This window comes from Helicobacter bilis (assembly GCF_001999985.1).
In the GTDB taxonomy this organism is placed as follows: Bacteria; Campylobacterota; Campylobacteria; order Campylobacterales; family Helicobacteraceae; genus Helicobacter_A; species Helicobacter_A rappini.
On record NZ_CP019645.1, the window covers coordinates 378535 to 402119 of the forward strand.

A 23585-nucleotide genomic window follows, 5' to 3' on the forward strand; every position below is an offset into this window, starting at 1 on the left:
AACACAATGAGTATTGGAATATTTTTTGGAAGTGATAATGACACTACAACTGATGTATGCGAAAGATTGGCAAAAAAATTGGGCGGTGCAGAGCTTATCAATGTAGCTGATGCTGATGCTGATGCAATCAATAAGTTTGACAAAATTATACTTGCAAGCTCAACATGGGGCGATGGTGAATTACAAAGTGATTGGGAAAGCTATGCAGAAACTCTTTCTGGAGCAAATTTTGGCGGTAAAGTCGTAGGATTACTAGCTTTAGGTGATGCTGATAGCTATGGCAGCACTTTCTGTGATGCACTCTATCATCTTAAAAATGTAGCAAAAGGTGCAAAACTTGTTGGTGCAACCTCAACTGATGGCTATGAGTTTGATGAGTCTAAAGGTGTAGAAGGCGGAAAATTTGTAGGTTTAGCTATCGATGAAGTAAATCAAGATGACAAAACTGATGAAAGACTTGATGCATGGGTAGCACAAATTAAAGGCGAGGGATTCTAGAGTCTAACTCAAGTTAAAGCTACTTTTTTAACTCTCAAGCATTGATTTTCAGTCATGTTGTAACTATTCATGAAGTGTTACAGCGTGTTGGAATCTTAATGTGTATTGTTTCTTATTCTTACGATTTTTCGGCTTTCGCGCAATAGGTAGCGATTTTTTTCAAATAAACTTTATTTGACTAAGTTTTAAGGGCTTTGATATGATAACACTTTAGAACCCAGCGGTTAATCGTGTTAAGCACAACAAAATATCTCAATGTTTATGCCTATGGTGAGACAAATAACCAAAATACCCTTGTGCATATCATAATGCCCCCCCCTGCGTTTTGTTTATATGTTAGGCAACAAATGATATTACTAACACTCACCTCTTACAAACTTATTAATACGCACAAAGCCTTCTTTAATCTGTGCTAAATCACAAGCAAAGCTCATACGCACAAAGCCATCCATGCCAAATGCACTTCCCGGGACTAATGCAACGCCGACTTTTTCAAGCAATGCTTTGCAGAACTCCATACTATTACCATTGTATCCCTTTACATTGTTTATATTAATAAAAAGATAGAATGCACCATCAGGCTTTACAACGCTAATGCCGGGTATCTCATCAATTAGCCCGCATGCAATATCCCTGCGTTCTTTAAACGCCTCTCGCATAGATTCAATATCAGCGTCCGCACTGCCATCAAGGGCTACAATTGCGGCTTTTTGCGTGATAGAGTTAATATTTGAAGTGCATTGACTTTGCAAGTTATCCATAAGCTTGATTAACTTTTGATCTTTGCATGCTGCATAGCCCATACGCCAACCAGTCATTGCCACAGATTTACTTAAGCCATTAATTGTAATCGTCTTTTGCATAATGGAATCATTAAGCGAAGCAATGCTTACAAAAGTGCCATCATAGACTAATTTTTCATACATTTCATCACTGATAATCCACAGATTATGTTTCAAAGCAACTTCAATAACTGACTCTAACTCTTCTTTTGTGTAGATCATGCCAGTGGGATTCGATGGGCTCGTAAGCACAATAGCCTTAGTCTTTGGCGTAATAGCCCTTTCAAAATCAATACCTCTTGCCTTAAAACCATATTCTTCTTTTGTTTCTACAAATACAGGCTTTCCACCACTATATGTAACTAATTCAGGGTAAGTTACCCAATACGGAGTAGGTATAAGCACTTCATCACCCTCATCAATGATCGCTTGAAATGCGTTAAATAGCGATTGCTTTGCACCATTGCTTACAATGATTTCTTTTGGATCATATTCTAGATTATTATCTCTTTTTAGCTTTTGTGAAATAGCCTTTAAAAGCTCAGGGATACCAGCAACTGCAGTATATTTTGTAAAACCGCAGTTTAACGCCCTTATCGCCTCTTCCTTAATTACTTTAGGTGTGTCAAAGTCAGGCTCTCCAGCACTAAAACTCAATACATCTTTACCTTCTGCTTGCAGTTTTCTTGCTAGACTTGCTACTGCGATTGTGGCAGATTCACTAAGGCTTAAGATCCTCTTAGAATATTGTTGCATTACAACTCCTTATCACATTAAAAGATACAAAATGGTAGCAAAATATTTTCAATTATAAATATAAACGCACATTTAATTTCTCATCTAAAAATAATGAGATGAAAAAACTTAACATTTTGTTTTCATTTGTCATTAAACTAACGGCTATTTTATCTCTCTCTGAAAGCTTTAAGAAAAAACCTACAAGACAATCAGGCAACGGATGAGAGTCAGCAAACTTTACCTCTAGCTCATCAAAAGCCTTTTCTTTCAAATGCTCTATTTCGCTCACACCTACAATATCAAATAAATCCGCCTTAAATGCTTTAAAAGATTCATAGTCTCTAATAACACCAGTGCAAGTAAGACTAAGCTTTCTCCCCTCTAATTCACCCTCGAGTGTAAATCCCATATTCATAGCAACATTTCCTTAAGTTTAATATTTGTTTTTTCATAATGTTATAGTCCAAAATCTGAATTCATCGCAAAAATAAAGATTCTAAAACCTATATCATTAAATTTAAACGCCGCTAAGACATACGCGAAAAATGCTCTATTGCCTTTGCTAGCTCATCAAGACTTGTATCAGAATCTCCGTGTTTTATGGCATCTTTCATACAATGTGTTACATGCCCCTCTAAGACGATTTGCCCAACTTTATGTAATGCACTTTTAGCGGCATTGATTTGTATTAAAATATCCACACATGCCACTTCGTCATCTACCATTTTATCAATCGCATTCAATTGCCCTATGATTTTTTTCAATCTTCTATGTATGTTTTTTGCGTTTTCTTGCTCCATTAAAATCCTTATAATCAATCTTAAATCTTTGACTTAATGCACTTTATTTTATGCTATTATAATATTTTATTTGCATAATCGCAATTTTTCTATTAAATATTAGAATCTTCTTTAATAGATTCGGGGAATGGCATGAAAAAGACTAGCATTATCTTGTTTTTATTGTTTCAAATAGCACTTGGCATAGATATATCTAATATTACTAAGCATTGCAATAAAGGCAATATGACAGCTTGTTCTATACTTGGCGATATGTATTATGTAGCTGATAATGTGCCACAAGATTATGCAAAAGCACAAAAATTTTGGCGTAAAGCATGTCATGCAAGAGAAATGAATGCGTGTTATAACTTAGGTGTATTATATCAAGAGGGGCAAGGCGTATCACAGGATTACAAACAAGCACTTGATTTATACACGCAGGCTTGTAATGTCGATCATGCTGCGGCTTGTCTTAATCTTGGCTATTTGTATATGGGTGGCTTGGGTGTAGAAAAAGATGAAAAGAAAGCGCGTGATTTATATATAAAGTCATGTGATGGTAAAAAGGCAGAGGGCTGTTATAGCTTAGGGAATCTCTACTTTTATGGTAAAGGTGGGGATAGGGATTACGAGAGGGCAGCAGATCTTTATGCAAAAGCATGTGAATATGGGCATGATGATGCATGTGATAATCTTGGCGTAATGTATGCAAAGGGCGAGGGCATTGCAAAAGATTATGATAAAGCAAGGGAATTTTTTACCAAAGTGTGTGCGGATAATAGGGCTGGGGCGTGCTATAATCTTGGAATCTTATTTGATTATGGCTATGGTGTGGAACAAAGCTATCCGGAAGCAATTAGACTTTATACTAAAGCATGTGATATGCATCATATTAAGGCTTGTTATAGCTTAGGGATTATGTATAATAAGGGCGATGGTGTGAATATTGACTATCCAAAAGCATTGGGACTTTATCTAAAGTCATGCAATATGGGGCATTCTAATGCGTGTTATAATATTGGGGCTATGTATTATGATGGCATGGGTGTGCGGCGTGATACTCAAGTAGCAGGTGGCTATTTTAGTAAAGCGTGTAAATTCGGCGATAAGAAGTCGTGTGATATGCGGTAGGTTTGTGAGTCTTAGGCTGAAATTCTGTAAAGCCCCACATACTCTAGGCTAGTGCAAGTTCTAGATTTCATACCTGCTATTATGAATGATGCTATTTTAGATGAGATTAAGAAATGCGCGGATTGTAGTATCTGACATTCGACCAATCTAAATTTATTAAAGAAGATAAAATATAGAAAAAATTTCGTCGTTAGGGAAGCATAGATAATGCATAAATGATATTTCCAATCATTTTTAGCATATAGCTTTTATCTTAAATTGTCTTATTCTTACTATTTGCTTGTTAGTGCTTTTTAATCTTGATTCTTATATTGACTTCGTTGTTATGCCTTTCCCTTTGTCATGTTCTACCGCAAGCCAAAACACTTTATTATTATTTGTAGATTGCCGTTATATTGCTTTGCAATCTTGCAATAACAAGAAAAAACAAAAATCTTTTAAATCCCACTACGCATGTACTAATAGCAAGGACTTGTGCTTTTGCTTTTTAAAATTATGAACGAAACATGTTTATTGTATTGACTTTTTTTGGCTAGACTATAGGGGCTTGTTTTGTTGGTAGGTTTGTGGTACGGACTTAAGGTTTAGTGCGTTATCTAAATTTCCAATGTTAATCGTGTATGTCGGAGATACCATTTTCTAAATGGTTAGCGTTTTTTAAAGTCGTTTGATTTAGTCACATCTTTTTTTCAAAATACATACTTTTAAAACTTAATTCATTATTCATTGTCCTTTTGTCGCTTCTCCTTTGCGACTACACATGCATCTATTTATCTGCTGTTGCTAAGCAAAACTTTTTTGCCTTTATGGTCGTTTATTAAAGTTTGTAAATCCGCAATATCTACATAGTTTTGATAATTAGCGACTTCATCAAATGCAATAGTCTTTTGATTACCATTTTTTACCATAGGTGAGTTTTCTCTATGCCCCTTTAGTATATGAATTACTCTGCTTGGCGTGATCTTCTGTAGTTTTTTTGCGGGATTCTAAATCCTAGTTACTTTGCTTTTGTTTCATAATGTTTTTTAGCAAAATTCATGCTCTTTTTGTGTTTTTTGGATTCTGATTAATTGTCATATTGAACAAAGCGAAATATCTAATAATTTAGATTTTATAACATTGCAACCTTTCTCTTTTGAAATCGTCAAATTCATAAGTTTGTGGAAAATCTACCATTAAGGTATGGCTGACAACGAGATTGTTGTGTAAAAAAAATACATTGTATTTGTTGCCCTTATGCTATTGTATTATTTTTTAGAGTTATATTTTGTGTTGTGCTTTTACACTCTTTCATAGGGGATAATCCTATACTCCATACTATTTTCTTCTAAAAATTTTTTCACGCCATAATCTAGGTTTTCACAGCTTGTTACAAATACGCGGCTGACATTCTTTTTTGCAAAAATCTTTTGATTCTGCTCCAAATATGCAGTGCAATCCCCTAAAAAGATTCTTAAATGCTCCTGTTTTACCTGTGTGTTTTCCCAATTTTTACATTGAATCAAAATCGCTTCCCTGCCTTTATATGCTATTAGATCAATTCCCTGATCTCTCCGCCCTTCTTTGATTCCCTTAAAATACACCTTATAGCCTTGCTGTTGGTAGAATCTGCCAATCTGTCGTTCATAATCATCGCCTTTTTGTTTATTTATAGCAGCATAATCTACAACATAACTTCTAGATTTTGTAAGCTTTTTTCGCTTTGGTTTATATAGTAACAAAAAAGCAATACTAACAACAAAAATGATAAATAAAAATTCCATTGTTTATCCTTGTTTACTGAATTTTTCACACATCAAGCCTAAAACACTCTTGTAAAAAGATCTCTAAATTTCTCATATATGTGCCTATTTCTTTTTTCAATATCAGTCTTAGCCCAATCTTTTTGCTCATTTTGTGCTAGGAGCTGTGCTTCTTTGAAGTGAGAGTTTTTATAGCTCTCTTTTTTGCGGTGGAAATAACCATTTCCTGCTTCTATATTGACTTTCTTTTCTAGCAACATTTTATTACCAATATGTTCTAAAAATTCTTGTGCATCCTTTTTGTCCCAGCCGTTATAGTTAGCTTCCAGCCATTTTCTAGGCAAAATATGCTCAATCTCTGCACTCATTAGCGTGTAGTTTTTGCCATTTAGATTCCATTCTAGCTCTTGTTTGGAATCTAGCATAAGTGCGTAGAGGGCTAAGATGTAGCGTATATGTCTAGGTAAAGCCTTTTTGGAAAAATGGATAAAACTCTCCAAACTTGGCATAACTAAATTGGGAATATTTTTAGATGTTTCAAAAATCTTTTGTATATTGTTATTGTGGATATGGATATTTGCCTTCATAAAGCCCCAAAGCAAGCCTGAAGCTCCACCTTTACCATACAATAATCCAATCGCACAATATGCTGCAACCTGTGGCAAGATAATGTCTAGCGCTTCTTGTAATGCTTCTTTGTTTTGATGGTGTTTATAAAAGCACACGCTTACAACCATTTGCCACAATTTATTTTGATATATGCCTAAAAGTGCAAAATATTTTTTAGAATCTTGGCTTAAATATTCATAAGGGTTACACCAAAAATCACCTAATTTTTGGATAAAAATAAAAGTAGATTCCTTGCTCAACATATCATCATTTGCCGCGTAATTGACATCACGACCTTTTGTGTTTTTCTTATGCTTTTGTGTCCAAAAATCTAGCGTGCTTGGTATCGCGGTATCTACATCATTATATTCCGCACGGATAATATGCTCATACTGCGTGAAAAGAAAGCTAATATCCTCCTTTTTTAGATGGGAAGAGCTTTGTATCTTGCTCTCTAGTTCTTTCCACTCTCTAGCAAAAATCTTTTTCTCCTCTTCATCCTTTTTCTCAAAAATAAGACCCTTAAAAATATCCGCAGGGCTTAAAGTTACACCGCGATTATTGAGTGTATTGAAAATGCGCAAGGCTTTATCTCTGTTATCACATTCAATGGGTAAAAGCACACAAGAGCGTAAAAGGCATAAGCAAAAATCAAACCACTCTACAGGCTTTTCTCTTGCTAATTCGTCAATTTTTCCTTGAAAAAACAAAAAGTTTTTCTCATATAAAGAAAGCTTTATGTTGCTCTTAATATCTAAAGTGTCTTTAAAAAGATTTTCTAAAGATTGGTTATCAAAATCTGTTGCCACCTCACTTTTTAAATGCACTTTATCAAAATCAATCTGTCCTGTAAGTGCATTGCTATCCCATAAGCACGCCGCTAAATCACTTTTAAGCTTATCTATACCATTTTGCCCCCTTGCTTTCTCATACAATGCGCGGATTAAGAGATTGAGCGTTGTGGTTCTTTGCTGTCCATCGATGATGTTTTGTCTATAATTTTCCTTATATACCACTACACAACCTAAGAAATACTCCTCGTCCTCTTTTTTATTTTCAAAAAAGCTACATACATCTTCCCAAAGCTGCAAACATTCATCTTCACTCCAGACATAATTTCTTTGATACATTGGAATCAAAAATTTATTTTTTGAAAGATAATCAAATATTGTTTTGCGCTCTGCTCTCATTTCTGCCATTTCCACTCCTTTTTATCGTGGCTTGTTGCTTTTCACAATGTTTTTATTTGTATTTTTGGGATTCTACCCTCTCCCATATTCTAGCACTTTTAGGTTGCCATTAAATTCTATTTCACACACAACATAAGGGAGTCCTTGTTTGTTGAGCTCTTGCATAAAGGGGTCGGGGTCGTTTTGCTCCATATTCCACACGCCACTACCACTACTAGAATCTATCCCCTGATACTCTCCGCCCTTTGGCATATCAGCGTTAAGTTTTAGTCGCTCTGCGTTGTAGGATTCTATGCTAGACACTTCACTGCGTTCAGTATGACAAGGGGCAGAACCCACTTTTTGAGAGTCTAATTTAGAATCTTTTTTGGAATCTTGGCATTCTAAGGATTGAGATGAGAAATCAGGGTTGTGCAAGTCTTGCGAATGAGACGCACTAAGCGTGCGTTGCAGTGAGCGAGGCGAAGCACTCCCTGATTTATCGCTCAATACTGAATGCCCCTTAGGCGCATTTAGCCCCCATTTATCTTCACAGATGAGCTTCGCTCCAATCATTGCCGGCACACCTGTCGTATAGCTCACACCTTGCGCATTGACTTCTTTATAGCAAGCCGTATGATCGCAAATATTATAGATATAAATCGTGCGTTCTTTGCCGTCTTTCACACCCTTCATATAGCAGCCAATGTGCGTTTGCCCCTTTGTGCGAGAGGCTAGACTAGCAGGATCTGGCAAAAGTGTCTTTAGCACTTCAATAGGCACGATTTTGCCACCCTTGTGTGCCACCTCATCAATGCGTAAAAAGCCAATATTCTCTAAGCACTTCATATGCGTGAGATAGCTCTCGCCAAAAGTCATAAAAAAGCGGATTTTTCGCAAACCTTTGATATTGCGGATAAGCGATTCTAGCTCTTCGTGGTAGAGCAAATAGCTATTTTTCACGCCAACTTCTGGGTAGTCCCACTCTTTCATCAAAGCTAGGGGTGCGATGTCTCGCCACTGCCCGTTAAAGTAAGATTCTACTTTCAAATCCTGCGTATTAGAATCTAGTGTAAAATGCTTCTCTTCTCGCTCAAACTTGCGATAAATGGTGTCTTGTTTTAAATCCGGATTTAAGGCTAGATCAGCTTGTGAAACAAGGCTATTAGATTCCACATTAGAATCCACTTTTTTAGAATCAATATCTTTTATCCAATATCTCGCTTTAGAGCTAACCTCTCTTAAGTTAATCTCTGGGTTAAAGTTTGTCGCAAACGCATAGCCGTGATCCCCCGCATTGCAGTCCAAAATATCAATAGTGTGTATCTCATCAAAATAATGCTTCTGTGCGTAAGCACAAAACACATTTGTAACGCCCGGGTCAAAGCCGCTGCCAAGCAACGCAAAAATCCCTGCTTGTTTATAGCGTGTATCATACGCCCACTGCTCTTTATACTCAAAATGCGCTGAATCTGGATGCTCATAATTTGCCGTGTCTAAATAATGCGTTTTTGTGCGAAGACACGCTTCCATAATGCTTAAATCTTGGTAGGGCAATGCAACATTTACCACAAGTTTTGGGCGGTATTTTTCAATCAAAGCCACCACAGACTCTACGCTATCGGCATCGACAGAATCTATCTCAATCTCACCTAAGCCTTTTTGGCGGATAGAATCTGCTATCGCTTGGCATTTGCTAAGGGTGCGAGAAGCTAAGATAATGCGAGTAAAACTCTCCCTATTCATCGCCATTTTATGCGCTACCACACCGCCAACTCCACCTGCACCAATCTGTAAAACACACGCCATAATTGCTCCTTGAATAAAATGAAAACATGTTCTTTGCTTGGTTGCTATTAGTCTAAACTACACTACAATAAAACAACTTGACATTTTGTAATGATATGGTAGAGTAAATAACGCTAACTTTTTTGTGAAGCAAGAAACATATTTTGTAAGGATTATAACTGAAAAATATAAAGCTTGTTACTTGCCCTTGGATACATTTAAAGGCACGATGAGTTTTATAATCATAAAATGACAATACATTTATATCTAATGTGTAAAAATAGAAATGCGTGGTGATATTTTCTTATTAGTTTTTATTTTAAAGCGATTTTTAAGAGAGTTTATTATAGAGTTTCGGTTTTAATGGGAATGGGAGAGTGATTGAATGGCTATTATTTCAAAACTTGATAATTGTGGGTGGCTTTTTTGTCAGCATGAAGCACTAAAGCAGCTTTATAGGTTTTTTGAGACTTGTTTGCAGGGCAAGTATAAAAAAAGAGACTATGAAAATGAGATTCGCATTGATTTGGATTCTGGCATTTTTGCTATGTTGCAAACCTACAAGCTAAAACCATATAAACGCGCATTTTTTGAGACACATAAAGAATATGTTGATTTTCAGCTTACAATCCATGGTAGTGAATGCTTTATGATAGGCGATTCTAAAGATTTTAAGATTATAGAATCATATAATGCAGAAAAGGACTTGATTGTATATAAATCAAAAAAATCTACTCATAGAATCATTTCAAGCAATGCGTGTCTTTGCGTATTTTTCCCAAATGATGTGCATGCTGGTGGGCTAAAACACAAGAACATTACGGATAATAAAGTTTATAAAATAGTAGCAAAAGTCCCAAAAACATTATTAGAATCCTATATTGTAAAATCTTGTAATTAGGAGGAAATATGCGTCTATTACGCTATGGAGTGTGCTTATTATGGGGACTTTTTGGTGCTGTGTATGCGGGGGATATTTCTGGTATCTATTTAACACATAAAGGCACTGAAGGGGGTCAGGCTATCGTTGAGATTTTTAAGCATAATGGCAAATATTATGTCTATGGACTAAAGAATCTTGAGGCAGAACCAGTAAGTGATTCATGCAATAAAAATGTCGAGCTACGCGGAAGGAAGAGTGTGGGCGTCGTATTTGGATATGGCTACACAGAAAATAAGAAAGGGCAGTTTGTAGATGGGGCAATTTATAATTTTTATAATTGTAAAACATATCATGGCAAAATCGTGCCAAAAGGAAATGATAAAATCGATTTTGTAGGTGCTCTAGATTCCTATTATGTATTAAGTAAAGCATTTGAATGGCAAAAATTAAACACAGAGCAAAGCAAACAATATCAACAATACAGACTACCACTGGAAAAAATCGTGCCAACGATTGATGATACTATTCGTAGCAGGAAGTAGCGATGCAAAACATGGTAGGTGTCCATCACTTTTAGTGTATGAATATTTGATAAAGAAGATGTTTCTTATTTCAATACTTGCTATTACTGGATTAAATTGTTCTCAATAGATTTCAATATCAATCTTGTAAAAATGGGGGGGGGGGGGGACACAAACAGGGTAAGTCTCTGAGCGTGTTTTATCCTGCATATTGATTGTTTGTAGCAAGGTAAATTTTAAGATAGTCATAATGGATTCACGAATATGTTTCATGCAATAAGGTGTAAAGTTGCTTACATGAGCTAAACTCTACTGATTCCATAGTTACCATTAGATAGAGCGCCAATTAAAAACAGCTTTCAAATTTCACACTCTTTTAACATATTTGTATCCATACTATGAAATGAAAGAAAAGCTATAAACACACTTTAGCAATATAATTTCCCTTTTAAATTGAGATGATAGATTCTATTTTACAAAATAAGTATTAGAAGCAAAGTGAGATTTAGCCAAATATAGAATCTAGCCATAGCGTTTTAATGTAGTTTCAAAATCACATGCTATAATTCAGAGTGCTTATTTGTATTCAAGGACATGTTATGACAAAACAGCTTGTTAATCTTGTAAAAATCGCAAAGCAACAACTTGATATGCAGGAAAAAAACCTATTACGCAATCAAACATTAATCACGCGTAAATATGCTGATATAGATTCTATCAATACGCAGATTGCTAGTATTCCTATGCCCTCATCTGGTAGCTTCAGTGCTTATCAAAGTCAAAAAGATTCTATCCAAGCCTATCTCTATGAAATACACGAGATTCAAAGGCAAATAGGCATTTTGAAAGAAGAGCAAGAATACATTAAGCAGCAAATCCGCATAGCACACCTAGAACATGAAAAAACGCTATATCTCTACAACAAAGCCAAAGATGCACAAACGCTAGAAAACAACAAACAAGAGACAAAACAGCTAGATGAAGTTACAATCATGCTACATACAAGACAAAAAAACAGCACAAATATTGAGTAAGCACATGATTATGGTAAGATTACGCATTTAGTATGGAGAAAGTTATGTTTAGCGGACTTGTGAGACAATTTGCAAAAGTGCGTTTTTATCGCGATCAAATCCTGTGTTTAGAATCTGATTTAAACCCAAATATAGGCGATAGTATAGCAGTTAATGGAGCATGTCTTACCGCCATAGAAAGCACAAAAACGCATTTTAGCGTAGAGCTTAGTAAAGAGAGTGCCTCATTAATCGCCACAGAAAACTTGCAAGGGCTAGTGCATATCGAGCCAGCCTTGCGTTTAGGCGATGGATTGCATGGACATATCGTGCAGGGGCATATTGATTCTATCGGCGTGATAAAGTCTAGAGAAATGCAGGCAAATCAGCATGTTTTCCACATAGAAACAACGCAAAAAGCCCTATCTTACATGGTAGATAAGGGCAGTGTATGTATTGATGGCATTAGCCTTACGATACATGAAGTGCAAGATTCTAGCTTTAGTCTTGTGATAATCCCACATACAATGCAGAATACACTTTTTATGGATTACAAGATAGGTCGCAGAGTAAATATTGAGACAGACATTATCACACGAAGCATTGCAAATATGTTTCATAAATATATGCTAACTCACAATAATCCTAGTAAAAAACAAGCCATGCAGGATATGTATGATTCTATAACGCTTTTGTATTGATTTGGGGTTGTTGTTTAAGGTTTTAATATCAGCGATCAATAATAAGCTATTGCATATAGCAATAAATCCACATTTTTTCTTTGCTTAAAATGATAAATATGAGAATCTAAACTATAATTTCATATTTAAACAAAGGAAAGCCATGAAAAAATCACAATTAAAAAAAGAACTCACATTAAGGCAACTTGTAGCAGATGATGTAGAAGAGTTTAATGAGCTTTTGCGTTATGCCTTTCAAGTAACAGAAAAAGATCTTTTGACATTTGGCTGGAATAATGCCGCTATTAAGCAGTCAAAATACCCTGTGTTAAAAAATGCCTATGTGCTTGGCTGGTTTAATAAAGACAAACTAGTCTCTCAAATCGCACTTTATCCTATGCAAATAAACATTTATAATAGCATTTTTGAGATGGGTGGTATAACAGGCGTTGCGACTTATCCAGAGTATTCTGGCATTGGTCTTATGGCAGATTTAATGAAAGAGATTCTATCAACTATGCGGAAAAATAAGCAAAGCATATCCTGCCTATATCCTTACTCAATCCCCTATTATCGCTCTCGTGGCTGGGAGATTGTAAGTGATAAAATGACTTTTAGCATGAAAGACCACCAAACTCCAAAAGTCCCAAAAGTCGATGGAATCATACAAAGGGTAGATTGTGATAATAAGGACTTAATCGCCCTGCACGATGAGTTTGCAAAACAAACGCATGGCTGTCTTATCCGCAATAAACTCGCATGGGATGAGTATTGGCGGTGGGATGTCGATGATGAGGTGATCGCAATCTATTATGATAGCAACGACAAGCCCACAGGCTACATTGTGTATCTGCTAGAAAATGATGTGTTTAAAATCAAAGAGTTAGTCTATCTCAATGAAGAAGCCCATTATGGAATCTGGGGTTATATAAACGCACATCAATCTATGTTTGATAAGGTAAAAGGAGCAAATTATAGCAATCATAACCTTGCATTCTTGCTAGAAGATGGACATATAAAAGAGACCACACAGCCCTATATCATGGCAAGAATCGTTGATGTTATGCAGTTTTTATCACAATATCCTTTTGATTCCATCAATATGAATGTTATGCTTTGCTTTATTGTGAGTGATCCTTTGCTTGAGTGGAATAATAAGCAATTTATCGTGCAGTTTAGCCCAAACGTAAAGCAAGTAAAGGTTATGGAAAGAGAGACTAGCTCTAGCCTTGAAGACTTAGGGGATTCTATCTATACGCTACATATTAATATCCAAACACTCACAACCATGCTTATGGGATATAAGCGACCGCTATATTTACGACAGATTAATAGGCTTGATGCAGACGACATAACAATTGATATTTTAGAAGAGATTATCCCGGAGGGGAAAGCGTATTTTAGTGATTATTTCTAATTGCTTGGATGCAATATATAGATTTTTGAGACTAGATTCCATGTTTTTATATACTTGCCTTAACATGCGATGTTCTCTACAATAATGATTATTTTGAAATTAACGATTATTTTGTATTATTACAAGATTATTTGGTAAGAATATTTCAAATGATTTGCAAGGATAGGGCATGTTAGATCCAAAGTTTGAGAAATTACTCCATTCATTAAAACAAGCACGAGATATTGATGATTTAGCAAAAATATCTATGAAAAATATAGATTCAGAAGATTATAGTGAGCCACAATTTGCTAATAACGCACAAGCCCAAAGTGCTTTCATGCAAGTCGCCCCGAGTCTTTTATCCGCAAATTTTTTATACTTAGCACAAGAGATAGAATCTGTTGTAAAAGGGGGGTGCGATCTCTTACATATTGATGTAATGGATGGGCATTTTGTGCCAAATATGACACTTGGTCCTTGCGTATTAGAGGGGATTAAGGACATAAGTGAGATCCCGCTAGATATACATTTTATGGTTGAAGATGCAAACTTTTTTGTTGATTTATATGCGCCTTTAGGACCAAAATATATGAGTGTGCATATTGAGAGTGAAAAGCATTTGCACAGACTGATACAAAAGATTAGATCTTATGGAATCTCACCTGCTATCGCCCTCAATCCGCACACACCACTTGATGGATTGAAATATATTCTTACCGATATTGATATGGTGCTTATCATGAGTGTGAATCCGGGCTTTGGCGGACAGCAGTTTATCCCAAATATGATAGAAAAAATAGCAGATTTAAAAGATATGATTCTAATGCGAAACCCACAATGCCTTATAGAAGTTGATGGCGGTATCAATGATACAAATATCCATGCCCTAAAAAATGTCGGCGTTGATATAGCTGTCGCTGGTAATTATATCTTTAAGCAAAAGGACAGAAAGCTGGCTATACAGAAACTAAAGGTGTAAATTTATAGGCAAGGTATATAGCAATGTGGTCTTTATTTGGTTTTAGAGCCTAATCTCCTAAAGGAAATTTATCTATAAAGCACGGACAAATACATTCATTTAACATTAAAAGAATATGTCGAGTAGAATTTGTAATAAAACTTTAAAGTTGTTATGGGTGTGAAGTGAATATTGTGCTATAATGTACTCCGACAATTAACAATAAAATAAGAGAGGAATGACTGTGTTGCATTATACACATTCAAATGCCAATAGATATGCCATCATAGCTGGTAATGGACCAAGTCTAAAAGAAATAGATTACACAAGACTACCCCCCCCCCCCCATATGTAGTTGTAATACTAGTTTTGATATAAATGATTACGATATATTTCGCTGCAATCAATTCTATTTCGAAGATAAATATTTTTTAGGCAAAAAAGTAAAATTTGCTTTTGCTATTTCACCTTTTCTTTTTGAGCAGTCCTATACATACAAAACATTATTGTATGCAAGAGAATATGAGATAGAAAATATTGTCGTTTCAGATTTTAACCTTAAGCATATGGATTCATTTTATTTAAGATATTCGCATGTATTTGATGATGTGGTATGTGGCTCAAAACAGCTGTTCAATCTAAGGGATTTTTACGCCTTTATACGCTATAATGAGTTATATCATGAAAGGAGAATAACTTCTGGAATCTACATGTGTGCATTTGCCGTTGCATTGGGATATAAGGAAATCTATATAGCAGGTATTGATTTATATGGTGCAAAAGATGCTTATGCATTTGATACTATGCAGAAAAATTTGTTAGCAATATTTCCATATTTTAGCACTACACCAGGCAACTTTCACTCAAAAGAAATAGATATTGAAGCCCTACATTTTTTGGAAAAATATTATGGAGTAAAATTTTATAGCATATGTCCAAATAGCCCAATAAATAGATATATCCCCTTAGCAACCTCGCAAAACATCGTCACTTTTCAAGTTGAAGAAAGAAGAGAAGATTCTATAAGAGATGTACTGATACCTTCCGTTAATGCATATGAAAGGTTAAATTATGGGGTAGAGCCTAATCTTTGGCGTATTCATCCATTAGAGAAACAACGAGAGTTAGACATATTTCGTTATAAACAAGCACTAAAAAATAATATCATTTATAGATTGTGTAAAGACTTTATAGCATTGCCAAATGCTATACGCCGACATATAAAGGGATGTTGGTTGAATAAAAAAATGCAAAAATTTATTAAAACAAATGGGGGGGGGGGGGTAACACCCACGATTGATGAAAAAACAAATAGTATTTATAAGAAACAATGCCACATTTCTATATATCACACATGTATTATATGTCATATCTCTATGGAGGGCAATAATGCAAAATAATGAAATGATAAATAATAAATATGCTATTGTAGCAGGAAATGCTCCGAGTCTTGCAGAGATAGATTATAAAAGGTTGCCTCTAAAATATGATGTATTTCGCTGTAATCAATTCTATTTTGAAGACAAATATTACTTAGGAAAAAGTATTAAGGCAGTAACTTTTGCAACCCAGATGCTTGCAGAACAGATATATACAACACTTCACTTGAATAGCAATAATGAATATAATATAGAATCTGTTTTTATTGTACAGCATCATGTACTACCAACAACACCAAGGGAACTTGAGTTGGAAAGATTGGTGCAAATATTCCGCCACAATGTTTTCATACAAACATTGTATGAAGGTAAATATTCATGCAACATTGAAGCATTTTTAGAGTATATAAAATTACAAAAATTATATTACTATAAAAATCCAACTTCAGCTATTTTTCTTTGTGCGATCGCAGTATCTATGGGGTATAAAGAAATCTATTTAACAGGAATTGATTTTTATGAGAGTGGAGACTATGCATTTAATGTTTTACAAGAAAATATTCTGCACCTTATGCCTCATTTTAGAATGGATATAGACAGCAAACAATTTGGTAATAAAAATGAGTTCAGTTATCACTCAAAAGAAGCAGATTTAGAGGCACTCACTTTTCTAAGCAGACATTATGGGATAAAGTTTTATAGCTTATGTCCAAACAGTCCATTAACACAATATTTCCCACTAGCACCCATTACGAATAATACTTTTATACCAGAAGAAAAGCCGCAAAATTACACAAAAGATATATTGATACCGCAGGGAAAAGGAGTAAAATATATGCAAGATGCATTAAGGTTTAACTTGCACCTGCATGATGAAAAGTTGCAAAAAAGAAACAGGATTAAAAACAATTTTTACTTTAAAATCTTCGATGATTTAATGCGACTGCCACGAGACATGAAACATTATTTTAAAAATTTAAAGAAAGGATAAAATATGACAACATTTAATATAGAACAATTAGAAATTGGGGAATCTAGTCCACCAAGCATGAAATGTTTGTTATCTTGGCTTAATTAGTTGGCGTTAGAAATATGAGAGAATGTGTAATATTGCTATATTTAAGGAAGCATAAAAGAGTGTTTCAATAATATTAGGCGAAGATATTGTCGAACAAATTGATACATGGCATAAGCACAAGGGTACAAATATTTATTATGCTGAATTTTATGTGAAATATACAGCAAGACAATATCACATCAAATTATGCTACAATCACAACTTAAAATCACAACAAGGATATTTTTGTGTTAGACAACATATGTTCAGCATCCACAACAAATTCCCATAAAAGTCTCAAAACAAAGAATGAAAATATAGACTCAAATAAATATGCTATTGTCGCTGGTAATGGACCAAGTCTAAAAGAAATAGATTACACAAGACTACCCCCCCCCCCCCGTAGTTGTGATACAAACAGTTACGATGTGTTTCGCTGCAATCAGTTTTATTTTGAAGATAAATATTACTTAGGCAAAAATATTAAGGCAGCAACTTTTGCTACACAGACATTTGCAGAACAATTATACACAACACTTCATTTGAATAGCAACAATGAATATAATATAGAATCTGTTTTTCTTCCTTCAAGTCATGTATTACCAAAAGCAAAAAAAGAGTTTGAGCTTGAAGTGCTTACAAAAATTTTTAATCATGATTCTTTTGTGCATAGAATGTATGGTGGAAAATATTCTCATAATATTGAAGCTTTTTTAGAATATTTAAAAATACAAGCAATGTTTTTTGGTAAGCACCCAACCTCAAGCATCTTGCTTTGTGCTATTGCTGTATCTATGGGATATAAAGAGATTTATTTAGCAGGGATTGATTTTTATGAAGGCAAAGCGTACGCGTTTGATACTTTACAAAAAAATTTATTGAAACTCATGCCTAAATTTAAACAGGCTGTTGCTGATGAATTTAATCCAAATAGAAAGCCAAGCTATCATTCTAAAGAAGCAGATTTAGAGGCACTCACTTTTCTAAGCAGACATTATGGGATAAAGTTTTATAGCTTATGTCCAAATAGTCCATTAACACAATATGTTCCATTAGCACCCATCACAAATAATATCTTTATGCCTACTGAAAAACCAAGCAACTATACAAAAGATATATTGATACCAAGTGCTTATGATATAGAACGCATAGAAATTGCCATGCCAAAAAATAACAAATGGAATAGAATGCACAACAATATCTATTTTAAAATATTTAGCGATTTAATACGACTGCCACGAGATATGAGACATTATTTTAAGAATTTAAAGAAAGGATAAAACATGACAACATTTAATATAGAGCATTTAGAGATTGGAGAATCTGTCCCACCGCTTGTTATTCCAGAGATTGGTATAAATCATAATGGTAGTTTAGAGATAGCAAAGCTTATGGTAGATTCTGCTTACAGGGCTGGGGCTAAGTTAATCAAGCATCAAACACATGTCATAGACGATGAAATGTGTAGTGCAGCACAAAAGGTAATCCCGGGCAATGCGGATATAAGCATTTATGAGATTATGAAAAATTGTGCTTTAAGCTTTAATGATGAACTTGCATTAAAAGAATATACAGAAAAGAAAGGCTTGGTCTATCTTAGCACTCCGTTCTCAAGGGCGGCGGCAAATAGATTGCAGGATATGGGCGTGAGTGCGTTTAAAATCGGTAGCGGTGAATGCAATAATTATCCATTGTTAAAGCATATCGCAGGTTTTAAAAAGCCAATTATCCTAAGCACAGGTATGAATAATATAGAATCTATTGCTAAAAGTGTAAAGATACTAAAAGATTTTGAAGTCCCATTTGTGTTATTACACACGACAAATCTCTATCCCACGCCGCCACATCTTGTGCGATTAAACGCAATGCTAAGACTTAAAGAAGAGTTTAACTGCCTTGTTGGCTTGAGTGATCATAGCATAAATAATCTTGCATGTCTTGGTGCAGTAGCACTTGGAGCGTGTGTATTGGAGAGACATTTTACAGATTCTATGGATAGAGATGGACCTGATATAATCTGTTCAATGGATGAAAACGCATTAAAAGAGCTAATCACACAAAGCAAAGAATTATTCATTATGAAAGGCACAAGCAAAGAATCTAAAGAAGCAGCAAAAGAAGAGCAAGTAACAATTGATTTTGCTTTTGCAAGTGTTGTAAGTATAAAGCCTATTAAAAAGGGCGAAATACTAGATATGTCTAATATTTGGGTAAAAAGACCGGGAAAAGGTGGAATCCATGCAGAAGAGTTTGAATCTATATTGGGTAAAAAAGCAGTGAGAGATATTGCAGAAAATGTGCAGATTCAATATGAAGATTTTAGATAAAGTTTCTAATAAAGGGATGTAGAGTTGAAAAAAATAGTTTTTGTAAGCGGGACTCGAGCGGATTTCTCAAAGATAAAATCACTTATGTTAAAGATTGAAGAATCAAATGATTTTGAGTTACATATATTTGCGACAGGCATGCACTTAAGTAAGCAATTTGGTTTAACCGTGAGAGAGATAGAAAAGTCGAACTTTAAGAATATTTATAAATTCATTAATCATGATAGATATTATCAAATGGATTTAGCCTTATCTCATACTATTGATGGATTCTCAAAGTTTATCGCTGAATATGAGCCAGATTTAATAGTCGTGCATGGGGATAGAGTAGAGCCACTAGCAGCTAGCATTGTAGGGGCTTTAAATAATATTTTAGTAGCACATATTGAGGGCGGCGAGGTATCTGGCACGATAGATGATAGCATTCGTCATGCTATTTCAAAACTTGCACATATCCATTTGGTGAATGATTCTAGGGCTAAAAAGAGATTATTGCAGCTTGGAGAAAATAAGGATTCTATATTTATCATCGGTTCGCCTGATTTAGACATTTTGGATAGTGATACTATAAGTCTGGAAGACGCAAAAAGCTATTATGATATGGACTTTAAAGAATATGGCATTGTCATGTTTCACCCCGTAACAACAGAGCTAGATTCCATAAAAGCACAAAGCGATGAATTGATACAGGCACTGCAAGAAAGCAAGGAAAACTACATTATCATTTATCCCAATAATGATTTAGGTTTTAATCTCATTTTAGAATCTTATAAGAGTTTGAGAGATAATCCACATTTTAGATTCTATCCATCCATTCGGTTTGAGTATTTTATCGCTTTACTCGAAGGTGCAAAGTTTTTAATTGGCAATTCAAGTTGCATATTAAAAGAAGCCCCATATCTAGGCATACCAAGCGTTAATATCGGCTCAAGACAGAATGGTAGAATGGGAAGTAAGTATCCTAGTGTATTTCATGCAAATGCAATAAAAGAAGAAATTCTTCTTGCTATACAAAAAGCAAAAGACTTTAAACATCAACACAAACACCATAAAGCAAGAACAAAAAGCAATGAACTATTTTTTGACTTATTGCAAAAAGGCTTATTTTTTGATATACCGAAGCAAAAGAAGTTTTTAGATATATAAAGTGTAAATAGCAATTTCATACAAGGAGACACAATGCAACTATCACAATATATTAAAACCTTATTTAAAAAAAGTCCGTCGCAGCAGATGCTGCATGGCATACATTTGCAGACATTAGATTCACTTACACCCCCAAATGTTTTAGCACAAATAAACAATGTTTGGACATACAAAGCAACTATGGGGGGGGGGGGGGGATTCCACCTCTATATCAATATGATAACAATGCAAGAGATACAAAATCACCACTTAATCCATGGGCGTTCATTCGTGTAAAAAATGAGGAGGCTACATTGCGTGCAAGTTTAGATTCTATCTTGCCTGCAATTCAACGAGGAGTGATTGGTTATAATGATTGCACGGATAGAAGCGAAGCTATAATTTTAGATTTTTGCAAACAATACACAGGCTTTATCCCAGTAAAATATCCCTATGAAGTGATGTTGGAAAATCCGCAACATGAATACAACAAACTACATTATTACTATAGATTTGTATTAGACCATATCCCTAAAGATGAATGGCTTATTAAAATAGATGTTGATCATATCTATAATGCTAAAATACTTTTTCAAACATTTTATCTACCACAAACGCAAAAACATGCGATTGTCTATCCACGGATAAATTTTATTATAAAAAGAGAGCAAAATTTATATAAAATTTATGTGCAAAACAATGGTGCAAATGGTTTCATTGGTGGTTATGATCAATTATTAGTGTGTAATAGAGATATTGATTTTGTTGAGCGAAAAACTTCTAAAGCCGCTCAATGGATTGATAAAGAGAATTATGAGAATATATTATATTCTGAACAGCAAGTTGTGCCAAAAGACATAATCTATATTCACGCACCGCTTATGCAATGGCACTTTCCTGCCATAAAACAGAGAAGACAAGACTTTAGCAAGCATTTAGATACAATGACTTTGCAAACTTTTAAAGAGTGCAACAAACACCTGATTGGCTTAAAAATCCCTAGTTTTATGCTTGAAGAAGATCTTATAGAATCAATATATAAGCAATTTAATCTAAATTTTTGAGTAAATAATGATAATATGGCTACCCACATTTATTCTCTATTTTCTCAATCATATCTCTTCCAATATGTCCTATCAAAAAAGTCGGCTTCATTTAGCAAGGCTTCAAAAGGTTTATATCTCTCTTTATAGCCCATAGATTTATGATTTTTTATCCAATACCCCGGATAGAAATATTTGAGATTTAACTTTTTTGCAAGATTTAATAGCAATATAATATTAAGTGTGCCTAGACTTAGCTTTTCATAATCATGATCGTAAAAAAAGTAATTTGCACTCATAGAACTCAGCACAATGTCAAAATAACTCACGCCAATAAGTCTGCCATCGCGATACAGACACATTTCATAGCCAAAGTATTCACTCCCAGCGACAAATGAATTTGTATAACGAGACATATCGATATTATTCATACTCCAGTTTTTTTTACGCATCATTTTTGTGTGATATTTCACATATAAGCACACTCTTGCATCATTTGTTAAAGGTCGTCTTATCTGTATAATAGTATCACTATTTTTTTTTAGAATCCGCTTCATGTTGGGGCTTATTTGAAACTCATCTACAAGTTGTCGTATCGTAATACATTCCTTGCAATTAGGGCATTGTGGCACGAAGAAATACTCACCAAAGCGGCGATACCCACGCTCAAGTAAGCCTTGATAAAAATATGGTGTGCAATCCTTGATACCTAAATATCGAAATTGACTTTCTTTATTTTCAAAGTAAGAGCAAGGATGAAGCTCTGAAAAAAAATCAAAATATTCCATATACTACTACTTCCCAATATAACGCACTTTTTTATAAGTTTTAATCGCAATAAGATAAAAGATGGGAATATCAAGTAGATTCACAAGTGATTTAATCCCATAATCAAATAAAAATAGCATAAACACATCATAATAAGGCAGAATCCCCAAAAATGCGATATGAAAAAATACAAAGGTATCAATACATTGTGCCATACACGCACTCACACCATTGCGAAACCACCAAAGGCTAGGGAATCTCTGCTTTAATCTATAAAATATCACAACATCTAAAAATTGTGCTACAAAAAAGGCACTCACACTCGCTATTGCAATACGCAAAGCAAGGTGTGGCTCATTTGAGATAAAGGCAATCGCACAAGATGGTAAAAATGCGATTAAAAGTCCATAGCGAAGTGCCTTTAAAACATCTTTTCTGCCATGCTTTTCACTCAATATATCCATAATCAAAAATGAAAGTGGATAGGTTAATGCCCCATAGGTAACATGACTTAGATTAAGCGTAATATCAATGAAAGGGATATGCACGCTACCGATTGTAAAGCTCACAAGATAGTTAGAGGCAACTATTACGCATGTAAAAAGACTAATAGCGATTATAAATGTGTTTTTATTCATCGCCTTTTCTTTTGGTGGCATATAACTCATGCTATCTCTCCCTTATGTAGCTCTGATAGTTTCAATACAAACTCCACTTCACTTTTTGTAATACGCAATTCCTTAGAAATCGCATCGATTGTATAGCCATTTTTAAAAAGATCTAGAATCTGCTTTTCATTTCTTTGTTGCGATGGGGCGTTAAAATGCCCTAAACTTCGCAATCTCTCTTCTAACACTAGAATCTTATCTTCAAAATATTCCCTATCACTTTGTAAGCCATGCTGTAATGATAAAATATCTGCTTTTAAATCTGCCATTGCTTTAAAGGCTTCTGTGTTTGGTTTTGTCTCAAGTGTGCGTTTTTCATTTTCCATAATCCATTTTTGAATCTTATAAATCTCTTTATACACATCTTCGATAGAAGCCTCTAGTCGCACAAACTTTTTTGCACTCTCTTTTTCTTTCAGTGAGATATAAAGTAGCACAATAATAATCATAAGAATAAATAATCCCGCCATAATGACACTCATCATTTCATAGCTAAGATTCATTGCATTTGTAATATTCATATAA

25 protein-coding genes are annotated in these 23585 nt (G+C 34.6%); 14 read left to right on the top strand and 11 right to left on the bottom strand.

Annotation, left to right across the window (positions count from 1 at the left end; translation table 11 throughout):
- Positions 1-6: 6 nt before the first annotated feature.
- Complete coding sequence (locus XJ32_RS01750; protein ID WP_077388153.1) at positions 7-498, top strand: flavodoxin; 492 nt, start codon at positions 7-9, stop codon at positions 496-498.
- Between the two features lie 356 nt (positions 499-854).
- On the opposite strand, the gene XJ32_RS01755 is transcribed toward XJ32_RS01750, so the two are convergent.
- The 3 genes from XJ32_RS01755 to XJ32_RS01765 form a co-directional block, all read right to left on the bottom strand.
- The gene (locus tag XJ32_RS01755) at positions 855-2036 is read right to left on the bottom strand and encodes a pyridoxal phosphate-dependent aminotransferase (protein WP_034565040.1); all 1182 of its coding nucleotides are present in this window, start codon (positions 2034-2036) and stop codon (positions 855-857) included.
- Between the two features lie 52 nt (positions 2037-2088).
- A complete protein-coding gene (locus XJ32_RS01760; protein WP_223808369.1) occupies positions 2089-2427 on the bottom strand; it encodes a hypothetical protein in 339 nt (112 codons plus the stop codon).
- Between the two features lie 118 nt (positions 2428-2545).
- A complete protein-coding gene (locus XJ32_RS01765) occupies positions 2546-2818 on the bottom strand; it encodes a metal-sensing transcriptional repressor (RefSeq protein WP_004087347.1) in 273 nt (90 codons plus the stop codon).
- A gap of 132 nt (positions 2819-2950) precedes the next feature.
- On the opposite strand from XJ32_RS01765, the gene XJ32_RS01770 reads away from it, so the two are divergent.
- Positions 2951-3931 (top strand): SEL1-like repeat protein, encoded by a 981-nt coding sequence (locus XJ32_RS01770; protein WP_077388154.1) that lies wholly within the window; start codon positions 2951-2953, stop codon positions 3929-3931.
- A gap of 770 nt (positions 3932-4701) precedes the next feature.
- Here XJ32_RS01770 and XJ32_RS11660 read toward each other — a convergent pair.
- From XJ32_RS11660 to XJ32_RS01785, 4 genes are all read right to left on the bottom strand, one after another.
- Positions 4702-4839: a hypothetical protein gene (locus tag XJ32_RS11660; RefSeq protein WP_155761424.1), complete on the bottom strand. Its 138-nt coding sequence runs from the start codon at positions 4837-4839 to the stop codon at positions 4702-4704.
- Positions 4840-5211: 372 nt separating this feature from the next.
- Positions 5212-5694 carry a restriction endonuclease gene (locus XJ32_RS01775; RefSeq protein WP_077388155.1) on the bottom strand — a complete coding sequence of 161 codons (483 nt, stop codon included), beginning with the start codon at positions 5692-5694 and terminating at the stop codon, positions 5212-5214.
- Positions 5695-5732: 38 nt separating this feature from the next.
- Positions 5733-7481, bottom strand: a complete 1749-nt coding sequence (locus XJ32_RS01780; protein ID WP_077388156.1) for a DUF262 domain-containing protein — start codon at positions 7479-7481, stop codon at positions 5733-5735.
- 63 nt (positions 7482-7544) lie between these two features.
- Positions 7545-9260, bottom strand: a complete 1716-nt coding sequence (locus tag XJ32_RS01785) for a saccharopine dehydrogenase family protein (protein WP_077388157.1) — start codon at positions 9258-9260, stop codon at positions 7545-7547.
- A gap of 364 nt (positions 9261-9624) precedes the next feature.
- On the opposite strand from XJ32_RS01785, the gene XJ32_RS01790 reads away from it, so the two are divergent.
- A complete protein-coding gene (locus XJ32_RS01790; protein ID WP_077388158.1) occupies positions 9625-10140 on the top strand; it encodes a NanQ anomerase/TabA/YiaL family protein in 516 nt (171 codons plus the stop codon).
- A gap of 8 nt (positions 10141-10148) precedes the next feature.
- A complete protein-coding gene (locus XJ32_RS01795) occupies positions 10149-10664 on the top strand; it encodes a DUF2147 domain-containing protein (RefSeq protein WP_077388159.1) in 516 nt (171 codons plus the stop codon).
- Positions 10665-10766: 102 nt separating this feature from the next.
- Here the strand turns inward: XJ32_RS01795 and XJ32_RS13130 are convergent, their stop codons facing one another.
- Positions 10767-10892: a hypothetical protein gene (locus tag XJ32_RS13130; RefSeq protein ID WP_302475944.1), complete on the bottom strand. Its 126-nt coding sequence runs from the start codon at positions 10890-10892 to the stop codon at positions 10767-10769.
- A 350-nt stretch (positions 10893-11242) separates the two neighbouring features.
- On the opposite strand from XJ32_RS13130, the gene XJ32_RS01800 reads away from it, so the two are divergent.
- The 10 genes from XJ32_RS01800 to XJ32_RS01845 all read left to right on the top strand — a co-directional run bounded on the left by XJ32_RS01800 (position 11243) and on the right by XJ32_RS01845 (position 21645).
- Entirely contained in the window at positions 11243-11677 is a 435-nt protein-coding gene (locus XJ32_RS01800; RefSeq protein WP_004085747.1) for a flagellar FliJ family protein, read from the top strand.
- A gap of 44 nt (positions 11678-11721) precedes the next feature.
- A complete protein-coding gene (gene ribE / locus XJ32_RS01805; protein WP_005217136.1) occupies positions 11722-12357 on the top strand; it encodes a riboflavin synthase in 636 nt (211 codons plus the stop codon).
- A gap of 142 nt (positions 12358-12499) precedes the next feature.
- Entirely contained in the window at positions 12500-13753 is a 1254-nt protein-coding gene (locus XJ32_RS01810) for a GNAT family N-acetyltransferase (protein WP_077388160.1), read from the top strand.
- Positions 13754-14072: 319 nt separating this feature from the next.
- On the top strand, positions 14073-14714 hold the full coding sequence (gene rpe / locus XJ32_RS01815) for a ribulose-phosphate 3-epimerase (protein ID WP_077390035.1): 642 nt from the start codon (positions 14073-14075) through the stop codon (positions 14712-14714).
- Between the two features lie 368 nt (positions 14715-15082).
- Complete coding sequence (locus tag XJ32_RS01820) at positions 15083-16093, top strand: alpha-2,3-sialyltransferase (RefSeq protein ID WP_254422545.1); 1011 nt, start codon at positions 15083-15085, stop codon at positions 16091-16093.
- Positions 16083-17063 carry an alpha-2,3-sialyltransferase gene (locus XJ32_RS01825; protein ID WP_167619983.1) on the top strand — a complete coding sequence of 327 codons (981 nt, stop codon included), beginning with the start codon at positions 16083-16085 and terminating at the stop codon, positions 17061-17063. Before XJ32_RS01820 ends, XJ32_RS01825 begins: the two co-directional genes overlap by 11 nt.
- Positions 17064-17377: 314 nt before the next feature.
- Positions 17378-18409, top strand: coding sequence for an alpha-2,3-sialyltransferase (locus XJ32_RS01830; RefSeq protein WP_254422419.1), 1032 nt, complete (start codon positions 17378-17380; stop codon positions 18407-18409).
- Positions 18410-18412: 3 nt separating this feature from the next.
- Entirely contained in the window at positions 18413-19456 is a 1044-nt protein-coding gene (locus XJ32_RS01835) for an N-acetylneuraminate synthase family protein (protein ID WP_077388162.1), read from the top strand.
- Positions 19457-19480: 24 nt separating this feature from the next.
- A complete protein-coding gene (gene neuC, locus XJ32_RS01840) occupies positions 19481-20602 on the top strand; it encodes a UDP-N-acetylglucosamine 2-epimerase (protein WP_077388163.1) in 1122 nt (373 codons plus the stop codon).
- Positions 20603-20763: 161 nt separating this feature from the next.
- Complete coding sequence (locus XJ32_RS01845; RefSeq protein WP_167619984.1) at positions 20764-21645, top strand: beta-1,4-N-acetylgalactosaminyltransferase; 882 nt, start codon at positions 20764-20766, stop codon at positions 21643-21645.
- Positions 21646-21689: 44 nt separating this feature from the next.
- On the opposite strand, the gene XJ32_RS01850 is transcribed toward XJ32_RS01845, so the two are convergent.
- The 3 genes from XJ32_RS01850 to XJ32_RS01860 are packed head-to-tail and all read right to left on the bottom strand — an operon-like array spanning position 21690 to position 23581.
- Positions 21690-22412 carry an arginyltransferase gene (locus tag XJ32_RS01850; protein ID WP_004087759.1) on the bottom strand — a complete coding sequence of 241 codons (723 nt, stop codon included), beginning with the start codon at positions 22410-22412 and terminating at the stop codon, positions 21690-21692.
- Positions 22413-22418: 6 nt separating this feature from the next.
- Positions 22419-23060, bottom strand: coding sequence for a queuosine precursor transporter (locus XJ32_RS01855; RefSeq protein WP_077388165.1), 642 nt, complete (start codon positions 23058-23060; stop codon positions 22419-22421).
- Positions 23057-23581: a hypothetical protein gene (locus tag XJ32_RS01860; RefSeq protein WP_077388166.1), complete on the bottom strand. Its 525-nt coding sequence runs from the start codon at positions 23579-23581 to the stop codon at positions 23057-23059. Before XJ32_RS01860 ends, XJ32_RS01855 begins: the two co-directional genes overlap by 4 nt.
- Positions 23582-23585: the final 4 nt, after the last annotated feature.

Coding starts and splice junctions, on each gene's coding strand:
- XJ32_RS01750 (WP_077388153.1), top strand. CDS start 7: ATGAGTATTGGAATATTTTTTGGAAGTGATAATGACACTACAACTGAT.
- XJ32_RS01755 (WP_034565040.1), bottom strand. CDS start 2,036: ATGCAACAATATTCTAAGAGGATCTTAAGCCTTAGTGAATCTGCCACA.
- XJ32_RS01760 (WP_223808369.1), bottom strand. CDS start 2,427: ATGGGATTTACACTCGAGGGTGAATTAGAGGGGAGAAAGCTTAGTCTT.
- XJ32_RS01765 (WP_004087347.1), bottom strand. CDS start 2,818: ATGGAGCAAGAAAACGCAAAAAACATACATAGAAGATTGAAAAAAATC.
- XJ32_RS01770 (WP_077388154.1), top strand. CDS start 2,951: ATGAAAAAGACTAGCATTATCTTGTTTTTATTGTTTCAAATAGCACTT.
- XJ32_RS11660 (WP_155761424.1), bottom strand. CDS start 4,839: ATGGTAAAAAATGGTAATCAAAAGACTATTGCATTTGATGAAGTCGCT.
- XJ32_RS01775 (WP_077388155.1), bottom strand. CDS start 5,694: ATGGAATTTTTATTTATCATTTTTGTTGTTAGTATTGCTTTTTTGTTA.
- XJ32_RS01780 (WP_077388156.1), bottom strand. CDS start 7,481: ATGGCAGAAATGAGAGCAGAGCGCAAAACAATATTTGATTATCTTTCA.
- XJ32_RS01785 (WP_077388157.1), bottom strand. CDS start 9,260: ATGGCGTGTGTTTTACAGATTGGTGCAGGTGGAGTTGGCGGTGTGGTA.
- XJ32_RS01790 (WP_077388158.1), top strand. CDS start 9,625: ATGGCTATTATTTCAAAACTTGATAATTGTGGGTGGCTTTTTTGTCAG.
- XJ32_RS01795 (WP_077388159.1), top strand. CDS start 10,149: ATGCGTCTATTACGCTATGGAGTGTGCTTATTATGGGGACTTTTTGGT.
- XJ32_RS13130 (WP_302475944.1), bottom strand. CDS start 10,892: ATGACTATCTTAAAATTTACCTTGCTACAAACAATCAATATGCAGGAT.
- XJ32_RS01800 (WP_004085747.1), top strand. CDS start 11,243: ATGACAAAACAGCTTGTTAATCTTGTAAAAATCGCAAAGCAACAACTT.
- ribE (WP_005217136.1), top strand. CDS start 11,722: ATGTTTAGCGGACTTGTGAGACAATTTGCAAAAGTGCGTTTTTATCGC.
- XJ32_RS01810 (WP_077388160.1), top strand. CDS start 12,500: ATGAAAAAATCACAATTAAAAAAAGAACTCACATTAAGGCAACTTGTA.
- rpe (WP_077390035.1), top strand. CDS start 14,073: ATGCAAGTCGCCCCGAGTCTTTTATCCGCAAATTTTTTATACTTAGCA.
- XJ32_RS01825 (WP_167619983.1), top strand. CDS start 16,083: ATGCAAAATAATGAAATGATAAATAATAAATATGCTATTGTAGCAGGA.
- XJ32_RS01835 (WP_077388162.1), top strand. CDS start 18,413: ATGACAACATTTAATATAGAGCATTTAGAGATTGGAGAATCTGTCCCA.
- XJ32_RS01850 (WP_004087759.1), bottom strand. CDS start 22,412: ATGGAATATTTTGATTTTTTTTCAGAGCTTCATCCTTGCTCTTACTTT.
- XJ32_RS01855 (WP_077388165.1), bottom strand. CDS start 23,060: ATGAGTTATATGCCACCAAAAGAAAAGGCGATGAATAAAAACACATTT.
- XJ32_RS01860 (WP_077388166.1), bottom strand. CDS start 23,581: ATGAATATTACAAATGCAATGAATCTTAGCTATGAAATGATGAGTGTC.